The sequence below is a fragment of the Cellulomonas terrae genome, from assembly GCF_007990265.1.
Taxonomy (GTDB): Bacteria; Actinomycetota; Actinomycetes; order Actinomycetales; family Cellulomonadaceae; genus Cellulomonas; species Cellulomonas terrae.
In genome coordinates, this window is sequence record NZ_BJWH01000017.1 from 61,597 (window position 1) to 76,631 (window position 15,035).

Below are 15,035 nucleotides of genomic sequence, written 5' to 3' on the forward strand. Positions count from 1 at the left end.
GCCCGGACGGCGCTCGCGGGGGGTGTGGAGCGCCGCCCGGGCGGGGGACGGCTGTGCTGTGGCGTCAGACGATGTAGACGGAGGCCGCGAGGCCGGCGATCGCACCGCCGACGAGGGGGCCGAGGACCGGCACCCACGAGTACGCCCAGTCGCTGGAGCCCTTGCCCCGGATGGGCAGGAGGGCGTGCGCGATGCGCGGACCGAGGTCACGTGCGGGGTTGATGGCGTAGCCGGTGGGACCACCGAGGCTGGCGCCGATACCGATCACGAGGAGAGCCACGGGGATCGCCCCGAGCTCGGCGGGGGTCTTCGCGAAGGCGAGGATGACGAAGACGAGGACGAAGGTGGCGATGGCCTCGGTGATGAAGTTCCACCCGTAGGAGCGGATGGCGGGGCCGGTGGAGAAGACGGCGAGCTTGGTGCCCGGGTCGGCGTCCTCGTCGAAGTGCTTCTTGTACGCGAGGAAGGCGAGGCCTGCACCGAGCGCGGCACCGGCCATCTGGGCTGTGACGTAGAGGAAGCCGTTCGCTGCGGTCACGGGGACGCCTGCGGCGAAGTCCTCCGCCCCGCTCGTCCAGATGCCGATCGTCACCGCGGGGTTGAGGTGCGCCCCCGACTTGTACGCGACGTACACACCCGAGAAGACCGCGAGACCCCATCCGAAGTTGATGAGGAGCCAGCCGCCGTCGAAGCCCTTGTTCTTCGGCAAGATGACGTTCGCGACCACACCGGCACCGAGCAGGATCAGCATGCCGGTGCCCATCACCTCCGAGAGGAAGGCGTCACCTATTGTGTAGTCCACTGTCGACCCTTTCTGACGGACATCGTTGTCACGTGCGCCCCGCGGATGGCCGCGGGGAGTTCTCAGGTCCCGACGGGTCCGGAGGACCCCTTCCCCGCGGGTGATCCCGGCTTGGTGCCGCCGGCGGCAGTCGTGTCGCTGAGCATCGGCGAGACGTCGGCGGCGCGCAGCCGGACCTTCACGGCCCCGGCGTCGTCGGGCTCCTGCGCGGCGGCGTCCTCTGCCTCGGCACGCGCGCGGTACGCCTCGATCTCCTGGCTGCGCGTGTGCGCGTCCCAGCCCAGGATCGGGGCGATGAGGTCGGCGATCTCCTCGAGCGCCCCCACGCCCTTGTCCGCCTGCTCGTAGTTGAGCCGCGTGCGGTGCATGAGGACGTCGTCGAGGTGCAGCGCACCCTCGTGGCTGACGGCGTAGACGATCTCGGCGCCGATGTACGCGTCCGCGTTCTTCAGCGGTTCGGCCAGCGACGCGTCGGCGTCGACGAGGTCGATGAGCTCGCCCAGCAGCGACCCGTAGCGGTGCAGAAGGTGGTCCATGCGCGGACGGGACCAGCCGTACTTCTGGCTGATCGCACGTGCCTGGCGCTGGAACACCTGCAGACCCTCGGCGCCGACCAGGGGAAGGTCGTGCGTGATCGAGGGGAGCGAGGTGGCGCGGCTGCCGATGGCGAAGTCGACCGCGTCCTTGGCCATCACGCGGTAGGTGGTGAGCTTGCCGCCGGCGATGACGGTGAGGCCCGGCGCGGGGGCGGCCACGGTGTGCTCGCGCGACACCTTCGCGGAGCTCGTGCCCGCCTTGACCTGCGGCTGCAGCAGCGGACGCAGACCCGCCCAGGTCCCGATGATGTCCTCGCGCGTGATGGGCCGGGAGAGCACGGTGTTGGCGTGCTCGATGACGTAGTCGATGTCCGCGCTCGTCGCGACGGGGTGGACCAGCTCCTGCTCCCACGGGGTGTCCGTGGTGCCGATCACCCAGTAGCGCGACCACGGGATGATGAACAGGACCGACTTCTCGGTCTGCAGGATCAGGCCGACGTCGCCGGCGATGCGGCTGCGGGGCACCACGATGTGCACGCCCTTGCTGGCCAGCACGTGCAGCCCGCCCTCGGCCCCGGCCAGCGACTCGGTCTGCTCGGTCCACACCCCGGTCGCGTTGATGACGGCCCGGGCGCGGACGTCGATGTGCTCGCCGGTCTCCAGGTCCACGACCTCGGCGCCGGTGACCGCTCCGCCCGTGGTGGTCTGCAGGTCGAGGACCTGCGTGCGCGACGCGGCGTGCGCGCCGTAGCTGACTGCCGTGCGCACCAGGGTCTCGACGAGGCGCGCGTCGTCGACGCTGGCGTCCCAGTAGCGGACCGCGCCGATCGCGGCGTCGTGCCGCAGGTCGGGGAAGAGCCGCTCCATGCCCTTGCGGGTGAGGTGGCGGTGGATGGGGAGCGCGCGCTTCGAGCCGGTCACCGACGCGAGCGTGTCGTAGAGGGCGACGCCCGCGCCGACGTACGCCCGCTCCCAGACGCGGTTCTCCAGCGGGTACAGGAAGCTCACGGGCTTGACGAGGTGCGGTGCCAGCCGGTTGATCAGCAGGTCGCGCTCGGTCAGCGCCTCGCGGACGAGGTGGAAGTCGAGCATCTGGAGATAGCGCAGCCCGCCGTGCACCAGCTTGCTGGACCGGCTGGACGTGCCGGAGGCCCAGTCCTGCGCCTCGACGACCGCCGTGGACAGTCCTCGGCTCACCGCGTCGAGCGCGATCCCGGCGCCCGTGACACCGCCGCCGATGACGAGGACGTCGAGCTCGTTCCCGCGTTCGGCACTCCCGCGCATCGCGTCGAGTGCGTCCTGTCGTGCCTGGGCCGTCAGCGGCGCCGTCCTCATCCGTCGTACCCCCGGTGGTTCCGTTGTCGCTCGTTGTCCCGCTCGCCCGGTACGGGCTTGCTCGCTATCGTCGTCACCAGGCGAACGAACGCGCAACCGGGCTGCACAAACGTGCAAAGGTCGACCGCGGACCGGAGGGGGTCGCGATGTACATCGAACGGGAGCAGGACGTCCTGCGGGCGGCGTCGATGTACTACCTCCAGGACATCAAGATGGAGGTCATCGCCCGGCACCTCGGGACCTCCCGCTCGACCGTCTCGCGGCTCATCAAGCGCGCCCGGCAGTCGGGGCTGGTCGAGATCACGCTGCGGCCGGCGAGCACGCGTGCACCCGGGCTCGGTCGCACGATCGCCGCGGCGTTCGGTATCGACACCTACGTCGTCCCCGTGCCCGACTCCGCCAGCCACATCGAGCGCCTCGACCAGGTGTCGATCACCGCGGCCAGGCTGCTGTCCTCGTGGTTCGACTCCGACATGGTGCTGGGCGTCGCGTGGGGGACCACGCTCGCGTCGGTGTCCCGGTACCTCGCGCCCAAGCCGACGCGCGGCTCCGCGGTGGTCCAGCTCAACGGGGCCGCGAACATGCGCACCAGCGGCATCGAGTACGCCAGCGACCTGATCTCGACGTTCGGGACCGCGTTCGCCGCGGCCGTGCACCACTTCTCGGTGCCCGCCTTCTTCGACTACCCCGACACCAAGGCCGCGATGTGGCGCGAGCGCTCGGTGCGGCGCGTGCTCGACATGCAGCGCCGAGCGGACATCGCGGTGTTCTCCGTCGGCGCCGTCGCCGGCGCGGTGCCCTCGCACGTCTACTCGGCGGGGTACCTCGACGACTCCGACGTGAAGAACCTGCACGACGAGGGAGTCGTCGGCGACGTCTGCACGGTCTTCCTGCGCGCCGACGGGTCCTGGCAGGACGTGCACCTCAACGAGCGCGCCACGGGCCCGACGCCCGTCGAGCTGCAGCGCATCCCGCGCCGGGTCTGCGTGGTGGCCGGCGACAACAAGGTCGCTCCGCTGCTCGCCGCCCTGCGCGCCGGGGTGGTGACGGACCTGGTCGTCGACGAGATCACTGCGACCGGCCTGCTCGACGCGGCCGAGCCGCCGCACCCGCGGCGCGTGCGGGCGCGCGTGTCCGGTTGACTGTCGGCATGCCGCAGCGTCTGACCGTCCTGTTCTTCGGCGACTCGTTCGTCGCCGGTGTGGGTGACCCGACCGGACTCGGCTGGACCGGCCGCCTCGTCGCAGGATCGCGGCGGCCCGGGCTGGACCTGACCGGGTACCCGCTCGGGATCCGTCGGAACACCTCTGCCGACGTGCTTGCCCGCTGGGAGGCGGAGACGGCCGCGCGGCTCCCCGACACCGGGACGACGAGGCTCGTGGTCTCGTTCGGCGTGAACGACTCGACCGACGACGGCGCCGGGCGGCCGCGCGTCGAAGCCGCCGAGAGCGTCGCGAACCTGCGGACCCTCCTCACGCGTGCCGAGACGCTCGGGCTCCCGACGCTGGTGGTCGGGCCGCCCCCGATCGCCGACCCGCGCACCAACCACCGGGTCCTGGGGCTCGACGCCCTGCTCGCCGACGAGGCGCGGGCCCACGGCGTCCCTGTCGTGCCGGTCGTGCACGACCTCCTCCCCGACGAGACGTGGCTGTCCGAGGTCCGTGCGGGCGACGGCGCACACCCGGGCGCCCGCGGGTACGCCGCGCTCGCGGCCCTGGTACGGCCGTCCTGGGACACGTTCCTGGCGGACGCGCTCGGCGACCAGGGCGCGTCCGACCACGCGGCCGCCGACGGGCTCACCGGCGCCCGGTAGGCGTCGCTCGGGGGTTCACGCCGCGGTCGTCACCGCCGCGGGCTCGACGACGACCAGCACCTGACCGGGACCCACCTGGTCGCCCGGGACGACGACGATGTCGACGACCGTGCCGCCGACCGTCGCCACGACCGGCGCCTCCATCTTCATGGCCTCCAGCGCGAGCAGCTGCTGGCCGCGCTCGACGACGTCGCCGGGACGCACGTCGACCCGGAAGACCGTCGCGACGAACGGCGCCTCGACGCCCTCGCAGCCGTCCGGGATCTCGGTGTCGGCCACCGGCGCCGGTGCGTCGGGCTCGACCACGCGGTCGAACTCGCCGGCGGCTGCCCAGGCGTCGCGCTCGGTGCCGAACGCGCCGGCCTGCTGCGCGCGGAACGCCTCGATGGACGGGGCGTTCTCGGCCAGGAACCGCTGGTGCTCCGCGATCGAGAACGTGCCGGGCTCGATGGTCACGTCGAGACGGCCGGCGGCCATGTCGGCGCGCATGTCCAGCAGCTCGTCGGCGCCCACGGGGTACCAGGAGATCCGGTCGAAGAACCGGAGCAGCCACGGGGTGCCGGGCTCGAACGGTCGGTGCCGCGCGTGCGTGTCCCAGACCTGGATGGTGCGCCCGACGAACTGGTAGCCGCCCGGTCCCTCCATGCCGTAGATGCACAGGTACGCGCCGCCGATGCCGACGGCGTTCTGCGGGGTCCAGGTGCGCGCCGGGTTGTACTTCGTGGTCACCAGGCGGTGCCGCGGGTCCAGCGGGGTCGCGACGGGGGCGCCCAGGTACACGTCGCCCAGGCCCATGACCAGGTACGACGCGTCGAAGACCGTGCGGTACACGTCGTCGACCGAGGACAGGCCGTTGATCCGACGGATGAACTCGATGTTCCACGGGCTCCACGGGGCGTCGTCGCGGACGCCCGCCATGTACCGCTCGATGGCCTCGCGCGTCGCCGGGTCGTCCCAGCTCAGCGGCAGGTGCACGGTCCTGCTGGGCACCACCAGGTCGGTCGTGGCCGGCAGGGCGTCCTCGATCTCGCGGACCAGGTCGAGGGCCGTGCGCAGCGGGAGCCGGTCCGGGTCGACGTGCAGCTGCAGCGAGCGGATGCCGGGCGTCAGGTCGACGATGCCGCGCAGCCCGTCGTGGTCGACGCGGTCCTGGACCTGCTGCGCGAGGGCGTGCACGCGCATCCGGGACGCCAGGTCCAGGGTCATCGCGCCGTACTCGACCAGCAGGTTGTCGTCGCCGCTGCGGCGGTACGTGACCTCGGTGTCGCTGTCCTTGCGCGCGAGGATGCCACCGTCCTCGTGGGTGCTCCGCGTGGTGCGGGGCGCGCGCTGCGGCGCCGTGCGGAGCGCGTCCGCCTCGGCCTCGTCGACCGGCACGAACTGCACGGTGTCGCCGGGGCGGAGCTGGCCGAGCTTCCACAGCTGGCCGAGCGCGACCGTCGCCGGGCACGTGAACCCGCCGAGCGACGGACCGTCGGGGCCGAGCAGGATCGGCAGGTCGCCGGTGTAGTCGACCGCGCCGACCGCGTACGGGGTGTCGTGGATGTTCGACGGGTGCAGGCCCGCCTCGCCGCCGTCGGGACGCGCCCAGGTGGGCTTGGGGCCGACGAGCCGGACGCCCGTGCGCGCCGAGTTGAAGTGCACCGCCCAGGTCGCCGCGTAGAACTCGGCGACGTCGCCCGGCGTGAAGAACTCCGGCGCCGCGTGCGGTCCCTCGAGCGCGCCGATCTGCCAGGCGCCGGCGATCTCGGGGCGGTCCGCCACGGGGACGGGCCGAGGGGAGCCCGACGGCGTGCCGATCCCGAGCTGGTCGCCCGGCCGCAGGGCCACGCCGGTGGTCCCGCCGATCCTGCCGAGGTCGAAGGTCGCCGACGAGCCGAGCACCTGTGGGACGTCGAGACCCCCGCTGACCAGCAGGTACGTGCGCATCCCGGTGGCGGGTGCACCCAGTGCGAGGACGCCACCGGCCGGGACCCGGACCGGCTCCCACTGGGGGACAGGGACGTCGTCGAGGGTGATCGTGGCCGGGGCGCCGGTGACCATGACGGTCGCGCCCGTGACGAACCGCAGCTCCGGACCGGCCATCGTGCACTCCAGGCCGGCCGCGCCCTCGGGGTTGCCCAGCGCGACGTTGCCCAGCCGGAAGGACAGGTCGTCCATCGGCCCCGACGGCGGGATCCCGACGTGCCACAGCCCGGTGCGGCCGGGCCAGTCCTGGACGGTGGTGAGCATGCCGGGGCGCAGGACCTCGATGCGCGGGGTCTCGTCGTGCAGGTGGGCAAGCGTGCCCGTGTGGTGCAGCGCGGCGGCCACGTCGGGGGAGTGCACGATCGTGCGCAGGAGGCCGAGGTTCGTCGCGATGCCGGTCAGCCGGGTGTTCCCGAGCGCGTCCCCGAGCGCGTCCCAGGCGCTATCCCGGTCGGCGCCCGCGGTGACGACCTTGGCCAGCAGGGGGTCGTAGTGGGTGGAGACCTCGACACCGGGCGCGATCCACGTGTCGACGCGGACGCCGTCCGGGACCTCGAACGCCGTGACCGTGCCGGCGCTCGGCAGGTGGTCGCGGTCGGGGTTCTCGGCGTAGACGCGCGCCTCGACCGCCGCACCCCGCGGGGTCAGCGGGGTGTCGACGACGGACGTGTCGCCCTGCGCGAGCCGGATCATCCACGCCACCAGGTCGACGCCGAACACCGCCTCGGTGACCGGGTGCTCGACCTGCAGGCGGGTGTTGACCTCGAGGAACGCGGCCTCCTCGCGCTGGGCGTCGTAGACGAACTCGACCGTGCCCGCGGACCGGTAGTCGACCGACTCGGCGAGCGTGCGGGCGGACGACGCGATCAGCGCGCGGACGTCGTCGGGGAGTCCCGGCGCCGGGGCCTCCTCCACCACCTTCTGGTGCCGGCGCTGCAGGGAGCAGTCGCGGTCGCCGAGCGTGACGACGCGACCGAGCCCGTCGCCGAACACCTGGACCTCGACGTGCCTCGCGGCCGTGATGAGCCGCTCCAGGTACACCCCGGCCGAACCGAACGCCGCCCCCGCCGTCCGGCGCACGGCCTCCCACGCGGAGACCAGCTCGTCGGGCGTGCGGCACGCGCGCATGCCGATCCCGCCCCCGCCGGCCGTCGCCTTGAGCATGACGGGGTAGCCGATCGACCCGGCCGCCGCGACCGCCTCGTCGAGGCTCTCCAGCAGCCCGGTGCCCGCGAGCATCGGCATGTCGACCGCCCGCGCCGCGTCGCGCGCCGTGTGCTTCGACCCGAACAGCTCCAGCTGCGCCGGCGTCGGGCCCACGAACGCGATGCCCGCCTCCTCCGCCGCGCGGGCGAAGGACGCGTTCTCGGACAGGAACCCGTAGCCCGGGTGGATCGCGCCGGCACCGTGCGCGAGCGCGGCGTCGAGGATCAGGTCGCTGCGCAGGTACGACTGCGCCGCAGGGGCCGGTCCGAGGCGCACGGCGACGTCGGCCAGGTGCACGTGCGCCGCGCCCGCGTCGGCAGCCGAGTAGACCGCGACCGTGCGCAGGCCGAGGTCCTTCGCGGTGCGCAGGATGCGGACGGCGATCTCGCCGCGGTTGGCGACGAGGAGGGTGTCGAACGTCATGAGCTGCTCACCACCATGCGCACCGGCGTCGGGTCGAAGCCGTTGCACGGGTTGTTGATCTGCGGGCAGTTGCTGACGACGACGAGGACGTCGCGCTCGGCGCGCAGCGAGACCGACAGGCCCGCGGCGCTGATGCCGTCGACGATCCCCAGCGCTCCGTCCGGGTCGACCGGCACGTTCATGTACCAGTTGATGTTCGAGACCAGGTCCCGCTTGCCCAGCCCGTACCGGCCGCCCTCGGCGAGGAAGTTCTCCGCGCAGGCGTGCTGCGCCCAGGTGTGGTGGCCGTACCGGAGCGTGTTCGACTCCTTCGAGCACGCTCCGCCGAGGGTGTCGTGCCGGCCGACCTCGTCGGCGACCACCGTCATCAGCGGGCCGTACTCGCAGTCGCGCAGCACCGAGCCGGTGGTCAGGAACACCGAGTCCTGGCCCTGGATGGTGTCCGGGGCGCTGTAGCGCAGCGTGGTGTCGGCGGCGTCGAAGACGAGGAAGTCGACGGCCTGGTTGCCGCCGAGGTCGACGATCGTCAGGACGTCGCCCGCCTGCACGACCGCGGACCAGGGGGCGCGGGCGGGGACGACGGTGTCGAGCAGCGTGGTCATGCGATCCCCCGTGCGGTGAGGTCTTCCCGGGTGTTGACGAAGGCGCGACGGCCCTCCGGTGCGGCGTCCCAGAGCGGGTCGGTGTCACGCGTCGGCTCGCCGCGCCAGGCGAGGACCTCCAGCGGGGTGCTGATGAACGCGCGCGGGTCGAGCGGGTGCGCGGTGTTGGCGACGAGAAGCAGCAGCGGCACCTCGGCGCGCAGCGTGATCGCTTTGCCGGGGCCTGCGGAGCCCTCGAACACCGGGCGGCCGTCGTCGTCGATCCGGACGCCCTGGAAGAACGAGATGCTCGGCGGCAGGTCGCGCCGGGACAGGTCGTGCTTGGCGGCGGCGAGCGCGAACAGCTCACGACCGGCCGGCGTGGGGCCCTGGGCGCTGCCGTCGCCGTAGCGCTCGTCGTTGCGGGCCCGGGTCGTCGTGCCGTAGAGCGCGTCCTGGCGTCCCGACGTGTCGCCGACGATGCTCGCGAGCACCCGGCCCTGGTCGCTCAGCAGCAGGTGGCCGGCCGTCAGGTAGACCTGCCACTGGACCTTGACGGTGTCGGCGACGTTCAGGCGCTCCCACGGGCGGTCGAGGCGGTAGGCGAGGACGTGCGCGCAGGCGTCGCCGCGGTGGTCGGTCAACCGGACGTGCGTGCCGCGCGCGACGGCGAGGTGCGTGTAGCCGCCGCCGGCGACGGTCTCGGCGTGCACGAGCGTGGCGGGGTCGACCTCGCTCGGCGGCGACGGCCAGCCCGTCGCGGGGCGCGTCGGCATCGTGTCGACCGTGCCGGTGGCGGCGGCCTCCTGCGCCCGGGCGTGCTCACGGGCGCCCGCGGTGGTCCCGGTGGTGGTGGCGGTCATCGCGTCCTCTGTTTCTGTCGACTGACAGAAACAGCCTCCGGCCCGGACGTTCCGCCGCGATCACCGCCAGGTAAACCTCCTGTTACGCCCACCGCAGCGTCCGCACTCCGGCGGCCCCCGACCCGCACGACCGCGGACGTCCCGGGTTCTCGATGACGTGCGTCCGCACTCCGGTGGGGGCCGACCCGCACGAGTGCGGACATCCGTGGGTCTGGGCGGGTGATCGGGCGTTCTGGCGACGGATGTGGGGGCGTGGGTGGGGGAGGGGGCGGTGGTAGCGTCGGCTCGCCATGGCACGCAGACCCGGTCGACCGCGCGCGAGCGGCGACCCCGACGGTGAGCGCGACACCCGTCGCGACGTGCTCGACGCAGCCGCCGCCCTGTTCTGCACAGTCGGCTTCACCTCGACCAGCACCCGCGCGATCGCCGATGCGGCCGGCGTCCGGCAGGCGTCGATCTACCACCACTTCGCCGGCAAGGACGCGATCCTGCTCGAGCTGCTGCTCGGCACGGTCCGGCCGTCGCTCGAGCTGGCCGACGCCCTCGCGGCCGGTGCCGAACCCGCAGCCGCCCGGCTGTGGACGCTCGTGCACGCCGACGTCGGGCTGCTCTGCGCCGGGCCGGTGAACCTCGGCGTGCTCTACGTGCTGCCCGAGGTGGCCGGCGAGCAGTTCGCCGAGTTCCATGCGCTGCGGTCCCGGCTGCGCGCCCGGTACAGCGAGCTCGCGACGGCCGCGGGCGACGGCGACGACCGCGGGGAGCTGGCCCTCGGGCTCGTCGAGTCGGTGATCCTGCGGCGTCGGGACACTCCTGACGTCGACGTCGCCGCCGTGCAAGACGCCGTCGCCGACGGGGTCCTCCGCCTGGTCGGCTGCACCCCCGCCGAGATCGCGCGCGCCCGCGCGGTCCCGGTCACGCTCACGGTCTGACGCACCCACTCGTCGTCCCGTCCGACACCGACCGGGCGGACCGCCCGTCCGTCGACCGTCCTGCGGTGTGACTGCCACGACGAACCCGACACCACCCCCGGAGAAGCGCGCCAGGACGACCCCCATGTCGGGTTCGGCGGAAGCAGGCTCGCTACGCGCGCGCGTACGCGAGTGCTGCGGTCGCCGATTTAACACAAGCGTTTCGTGCGTGCATCGGGCCGGACACAGGTCGGGTGGTCAATGAACCTGTCGGACGACAGAAACTCTGCCGGCCGTTCGTCGAACCCCCTCAGACCTGTCTGCCGTCCCCTCGGAGCCCCCATGATCATCGCCGGAGTCGGTCTCTCCGTCCTCGCCGTCGTCCTCGTCGGCATCTTCGTCGCCCGCAAGGTCGACGGGGACAGCGCCAACTACCTCGTCGCCGGCCGGCGCCTCGGCGTACCGCTGGTGGCGGCCTCGCTCATGGCGGCCGCCGTCGACTCGAACGCCACCGTCGGCAACACCGACCTCACGTCGTCGTTCGGGTTCTGGGCCGGGGCGTCCCTCGCGCTCGGGCTCGCCATCTGCCTCCTGCTGACCGGCCTGTTCCTGGCCAAGCCCATGAACCGGATGAAGCTGTTCACGCTCGCGGACTTCTACCGGCTCCGGTACGGACGCGGCGTCGAGGTGGCGTCGTCGGTGTTCATGATCTTCGCGTTCGCGATCCTCATGGCCGGGAACCTGGTGGCCTGCGGGTACCTGCTGGAGCGGTTCCTCGGCCTGGACTACACCATCGGGGTGCTCGTCGCCGTCGGCCTCGTGCTCGTCTACACGATCGGCGGCGGCATGTTCTCGGACGCCTACACGGCGGCCATCCAGATCGTCATCACCATCGTCGCGACGGCCTGCCTCGTGGTCTGGTTCGGCACGACCTACGGGTTCGAGGTCGCCCCGGGCATGGGCCCGTTCGACTTCGAGCAGCTCACCCAGACGAGCGCGGGCGCCCCGATCAACTGGGCGACCCTGGTCGCGCTCGGCATCGGCGACATCGTGGCCATCGACTTCATGCAGCGGATCTTCGCCGCCAGGAGCCCGGAGACCGCGCAGAAGTCCTGCTTCACGGGCGCCGCGGGCACCGCGATCATCGGCATCGCGTTCGCGATGGTGGCCCTGGGTGCGTCGTCGGTGCTGGGCCTGACCACGGAGGACGGGCCCATCCTGTTCCAGCTCCTCGACGGCTACGCGCCGTCCGGGCTGACTGTCCTCGTCCTGTCCGGCATCGTCGCGGCGTCGTTCTCGACCGCGTCCGGGGCGATCCTCGCGACGTCGGCGGTGGCGGTCCGCAACATCTTCGGGGTCCGCCGCGTGGTGTCCGTGAAGGAGGAGGGCGTCCGCGACCCGCTGCTGCTGTGGACCCGCGTTGCCATGATCCCGATCGTCGTGCTCGGGATCTCCGTGGCGCTCAAGGTGGCTCAGACGGGCATCCTGCTCACGCTCGCGTTCGACCTCATGCTCGCCGGGCTGCTGGTGCCGTTCATCCTCGGCCTGTTCTGGAAGCGTGGCGGGACGCGCGCGGCCGTCGCGGCGCTCGTCGTCGGCGTCACCGTCCGGCTCGTGCTCTTCGTCCTGACGCCCACCGTCTACGGCGTGCCCAACGACGTCTGGTACGTCCCCAACGACCTGATCGACGCGTCGTTCGACGGCTGGCCGACGTTCTGGGGCTTCGGTGCATCGCTCCTCGCGTACCTGGTGGCGGCCGCGGTCTGGCCGCGGACCGTCACGGAGGAGGCCTGGGCGATCGCCGACGGGATGCCCGACGAGACCGTCCCGGCACCCCGCCAGCCCGAGCCCGCCGTCTGACGGCTCGCGCGGCCCGGCTCCCGTCGTCTCGGGAGCCGGGCCGTTCCGCGGCCGGCGCCGGGCTCGCCAGTAGGTTGGCCCGGTGTCCTTCCGTGTCCGACCCGCCCTGCCGGCCGACGTCCGTGCGATCCGCGCGCTCGTCGAGCCGTACGCCGCCGAGCGCATCCTGCTGGCCAAGGAGTGGGTCGGGTACTACGAGGCGGTCCAGGAGTTCCTCGTCGTCGAGGCCGACGACGGCACCGTGATCGGCTGCGGGGCGCTGCACGTCATGTGGCAGGACCTCGCCGAGATCCGCACCCTCGCCGTCGACCGGGCCTGGCGTGGCACCGGGATCGGGCACGCGCTGCTCGACGCCCTCCTGGAGCGGGCCGGTGAGATGGGGCTGCGTCGCGTCTTCTGCCTCACGTTCGAGGTGGCGTTCTTCGAGTCGCACGGGTTCCACGTCATCGAGGGGACGCCCGTGACGCCCGACGTGTACCTCGAGCTGCTGCGGTCGCACGACGACGGCGTCGCCAAGTTCCTCGACCTGGCACGCGTGAAGCCGAACACCCTGGGCAACACGCGGATGCTGATCGAGCTGGCGTGAGCCGTCAGCCGAGGACCAGCTCGATGCCCGTCGGGGTGCTCCGGACGTCGACCACGGAGCGCACCTGACCGTCCGGAAGGCGCACCGACACGACGTCGGGCGCCCCGGGCGGCCGCGTGGTGTACGCCATCTGCAGCCTCAGGACCAGGTCGGTCGCTGCGACGGGCGGAGAGCCGGTGTCGACGGGCTCGCCCGGCTGCCACACGGGGGCGTCCTCGACGACCTGCGTCAGCCGCTCGCGCACCCGGTCGAGGAAGTCGTCGACCTCGTCCTGGTCGTAGCCCTCCCGGAACTTCGTCCCCCGGAACCTGACCAGGGTGACCTCGTCCCCCGTCACCGCGTCGTGGGGGACCTCGCCGCCCTCGAGCCCGCGCAGCGTGGACGTCACCCGGTCGAGGAAGGCGTCGACCTCGCCCTGGTCGTAGCCCTCCCGGAACTTCGTGGCGGAGAACTTGTGGTTCAGGACGTCGTCGGCGCTCAGCATGCCGCGCATGCTGTCACGACGGCAGCCGGTATGTCGGCGGATCGTCGACGCTCGCGGCCGGGTCGCGGGTGACCAGGCCGTCGGCGACCAGGCCGTCGACGCAGCGGGCCAGCTGGCGGGCGTCCGGCCAGACGGCGTCGACGGCGGCTGCCGGCACCGGGCCGAGGGCGTCCCGCAGCAGCGCCATCACGCGGCCGCGCACCTGGCGGTCGGTGCCGGTGAACGTCTGGACCTTCCGTCGGCCGGCGTGCTCGTCGGCGGGACGACCGGCGGCGTACCAGGCGCACACGTCCTGCACCGGGCAGACGTCGCAGCGCGGGGACCGGGCGGTGCACACCAGGGCACCGAGCTCCATCGACGCCGCCGCCCAGCGCGCCGCCGTCGCGTCGTCATCGGGCACGTACCGGGTCGCGCGACGCACCTCGTCGACCGTCTGGCTGGGCGCCGGCAGCGCGACCCCGTCGACCGTACGAGCCAGCACGCGCCGGACGTTGGTGTCGAGCACCACCGACCGGCGACCGTAGGCGAACGCGAGCACCGCGGCAGCCGTGTACGAGCCGACGCCGGGCAGGGCCAGCAGCTCGGGTTCCGACGAGGGGACGATCCCGTCGTGCCGCTCGACGACGGCCCGTGCGCACTCCTGCAGCCGCAACGCACGCCGCGGGTAGCCGAGCCGGTCCCACGCGCGCAGCACGTCAGCCGTCGACGCTGCCGCCAGGTCAGCAGGGGTCGGCCAGCGGGCCATCCACGACCGCCACGCGGGCTCCACCCGGACCACCGGCGTCTGCTGGAGCATCACCTCGCTGACCAGCACGCCCCACGCCGACCGGTCAGCCGCCCGCCACGGCAGGTCACGCGCGTGCACGGCGAACCAGGCGAGCACCGGCTCGCGCAGCTCGGCAGGGGTGGGCGGCACCGCAGCATCCTGCCCCACGGCCGTCGGGACCGTCGCACGGCGGTCGCGCCCGTCGTCCGTCTCGCTCTCTGGGCAGGTCCGCGCGTCGGCCGGGCGGGTCGGCGAACCTTGCCTCTACGGTGGTCGCGCCGCGGGGTTACGCGGCGCCGGTCCTGGAGGTTGCATGAGCGAGTCGCGACGCCTGCCCGCCCGCGTCTACTGGGTGCGTCGCTTCGTGGTGCTCGGCATCCCGCTGATCATCATCGCGGTCGTCGTCTGGCTGTTCGTGGGCCGCGACTCGCCGGAGGACCCCGCCGGGCAGGGCGGCACGACGACCGAGGTCGAGCCCGAGCCGAGCCCGACCTCGACGGACTCCGACGGTGTGGCCGACTGCGCGCCCGGAGTCGTGGCCCTCGCGATGACGGCCGACGCCCCCTCGTTCGCGCCCGGCGTCAGCGCGACGTTCACGGTCTCGGTCACCAACACCGGTGCGGAACCCTGCCTCGTGGACGCCGGAGAGGCGCAGCGCGAGATCGTCATCACGTCCGGCTCCGACCGGGTGTGGTCCAACCGCGACTGCATCGCGCCCGGCACCGAGACCCGGACGCTGCTGCTGGCCGGCGGCCAGACCGACACGACACCGTTCGCGTGGAACCGGATCCGCTCCGCGGAGGGCTGCCCGGCGGACCTGCCGGTCCCCGGTGCGGGGACGTACTCCGCGCAGCTGAACCTCGCGGGCGTGAGCGCCCCGGCGAGCGTGTTCGGGCTGGACTGA

13 protein-coding genes are annotated in these 15,035 nt (G+C 72.9%); 6 read left to right on the plus strand and 7 right to left on the minus strand.

The window, feature by feature from the left end; genetic code table 11:
• Positions 1–64 precede the first annotated feature (64 nt).
• Positions 65–763: an MIP/aquaporin family protein gene (locus CTE05_RS14870; RefSeq protein ID WP_246123649.1), complete on the minus strand. Its 699-nt coding sequence runs from the start codon at positions 761–763 to the stop codon at positions 65–67.
• Between the two features lie 101 nt (positions 764–864).
• Positions 865–2,673, minus strand: coding sequence for a glycerol-3-phosphate dehydrogenase/oxidase (locus CTE05_RS14875; RefSeq protein WP_146847095.1), 1,809 nt, complete (start codon positions 2,671–2,673; stop codon positions 865–867).
• Positions 2,674–2,819: 146 nt separating this feature from the next.
• Between CTE05_RS14875 and CTE05_RS14880 the strand changes: the two genes are divergently transcribed.
• Positions 2,820–3,815: a sugar-binding transcriptional regulator gene (locus CTE05_RS14880; protein ID WP_146847096.1), complete on the plus strand. Its 996-nt coding sequence runs from the start codon at positions 2,820–2,822 to the stop codon at positions 3,813–3,815.
• Positions 3,816–3,823: 8 nt separating this feature from the next.
• A complete protein-coding gene (locus CTE05_RS14885) occupies positions 3,824–4,486 on the plus strand; it encodes a DUF459 domain-containing protein (RefSeq protein ID WP_146847097.1) in 663 nt (220 codons plus the stop codon).
• Between the two features lie 15 nt (positions 4,487–4,501).
• Here CTE05_RS14885 and uca read toward each other — a convergent pair whose 3' ends face one another.
• Genes uca through CTE05_RS14900 form a run of 3 tightly spaced genes read right to left on the minus strand, consistent with a single transcriptional unit; the run spans position 4,502 to position 9,527 of the window.
• Complete coding sequence (uca, locus tag CTE05_RS14890) at positions 4,502–8,083, minus strand: urea carboxylase (protein WP_146847098.1); 3,582 nt, start codon at positions 8,081–8,083, stop codon at positions 4,502–4,504.
• Complete coding sequence (locus CTE05_RS14895; RefSeq protein ID WP_146847099.1) at positions 8,080–8,685, minus strand: urea amidolyase associated protein UAAP2; 606 nt, start codon at positions 8,683–8,685, stop codon at positions 8,080–8,082. The genes uca and CTE05_RS14895 overlap by 4 nt, the downstream gene beginning before the upstream one ends.
• Entirely contained in the window at positions 8,682–9,527 is an 846-nt protein-coding gene (locus CTE05_RS14900; RefSeq protein WP_222595493.1) for an urea amidolyase associated protein UAAP1, read from the minus strand. Before CTE05_RS14900 ends, CTE05_RS14895 begins: the two co-directional genes overlap by 4 nt.
• A gap of 290 nt (positions 9,528–9,817) precedes the next feature.
• Here CTE05_RS14900 and CTE05_RS14905 point away from each other — a divergent pair, with 290 nt between their 5' ends.
• From CTE05_RS14905 to CTE05_RS14915, 3 genes are all read left to right on the plus strand, one after another.
• Positions 9,818–10,456, plus strand: coding sequence for a TetR/AcrR family transcriptional regulator (locus CTE05_RS14905; RefSeq protein ID WP_146847100.1), 639 nt, complete (start codon positions 9,818–9,820; stop codon positions 10,454–10,456).
• 321 nt (positions 10,457–10,777) lie between these two features.
• A complete protein-coding gene (locus CTE05_RS14910; RefSeq protein WP_186814878.1) occupies positions 10,778–12,295 on the plus strand; it encodes a high affinity choline transporter 1 in 1,518 nt (505 codons plus the stop codon).
• Positions 12,296–12,377: 82 nt separating this feature from the next.
• On the plus strand, positions 12,378–12,881 hold the full coding sequence (locus tag CTE05_RS14915; protein WP_146847102.1) for an amino-acid N-acetyltransferase: 504 nt from the start codon (positions 12,378–12,380) through the stop codon (positions 12,879–12,881).
• Between the two features lie 4 nt (positions 12,882–12,885).
• Here CTE05_RS14915 and CTE05_RS20800 read toward each other — a convergent pair whose 3' ends face one another.
• Positions 12,886–13,365, minus strand: coding sequence for a DivIVA domain-containing protein (locus CTE05_RS20800; RefSeq protein WP_307724295.1), 480 nt, complete (start codon positions 13,363–13,365; stop codon positions 12,886–12,888).
• Between the two features lie 13 nt (positions 13,366–13,378).
• Positions 13,379–14,281 (minus strand): iron-sulfur binding domain-containing protein, encoded by a 903-nt coding sequence (locus CTE05_RS14930; protein ID WP_246123651.1) that lies wholly within the window; start codon positions 14,279–14,281, stop codon positions 13,379–13,381.
• A gap of 163 nt (positions 14,282–14,444) precedes the next feature.
• Between CTE05_RS14930 and CTE05_RS14935 the strand changes: the two genes are divergently transcribed.
• Entirely contained in the window at positions 14,445–15,035 is a 591-nt protein-coding gene (locus CTE05_RS14935; protein ID WP_146847104.1) for a hypothetical protein, read from the plus strand.

Coding starts and splice junctions, on each gene's coding strand:
- uca (WP_146847098.1), bottom strand. CDS start 8,083: ATGACGTTCGACACCCTCCTCGTCGCCAACCGCGGCGAGATCGCCGTC.
- CTE05_RS14910 (WP_186814878.1), top strand. CDS start 10,778: ATGATCATCGCCGGAGTCGGTCTCTCCGTCCTCGCCGTCGTCCTCGTC.
- CTE05_RS14875 (WP_146847095.1), bottom strand. CDS start 2,673: ATGAGGACGGCGCCGCTGACGGCCCAGGCACGACAGGACGCACTCGAC.
- CTE05_RS14935 (WP_146847104.1), top strand. CDS start 14,445: ATGAGCGAGTCGCGACGCCTGCCCGCCCGCGTCTACTGGGTGCGTCGC.
- CTE05_RS20800 (WP_307724295.1), bottom strand. CDS start 13,365: ATGCTGAGCGCCGACGACGTCCTGAACCACAAGTTCTCCGCCACGAAG.
- CTE05_RS14905 (WP_146847100.1), top strand. CDS start 9,818: ATGGCACGCAGACCCGGTCGACCGCGCGCGAGCGGCGACCCCGACGGT.
- CTE05_RS14895 (WP_146847099.1), bottom strand. CDS start 8,685: ATGACCACGCTGCTCGACACCGTCGTCCCCGCCCGCGCCCCCTGGTCC.
- CTE05_RS14900 (WP_222595493.1), bottom strand. CDS start 9,527: ATGACCGCCACCACCACCGGGACCACCGCGGGCGCCCGTGAGCACGCC.
- CTE05_RS14885 (WP_146847097.1), top strand. CDS start 3,824: ATGCCGCAGCGTCTGACCGTCCTGTTCTTCGGCGACTCGTTCGTCGCC.
- CTE05_RS14870 (WP_246123649.1), bottom strand. CDS start 763: ATGGGCACCGGCATGCTGATCCTGCTCGGTGCCGGTGTGGTCGCGAAC.
- CTE05_RS14880 (WP_146847096.1), top strand. CDS start 2,820: ATGTACATCGAACGGGAGCAGGACGTCCTGCGGGCGGCGTCGATGTAC.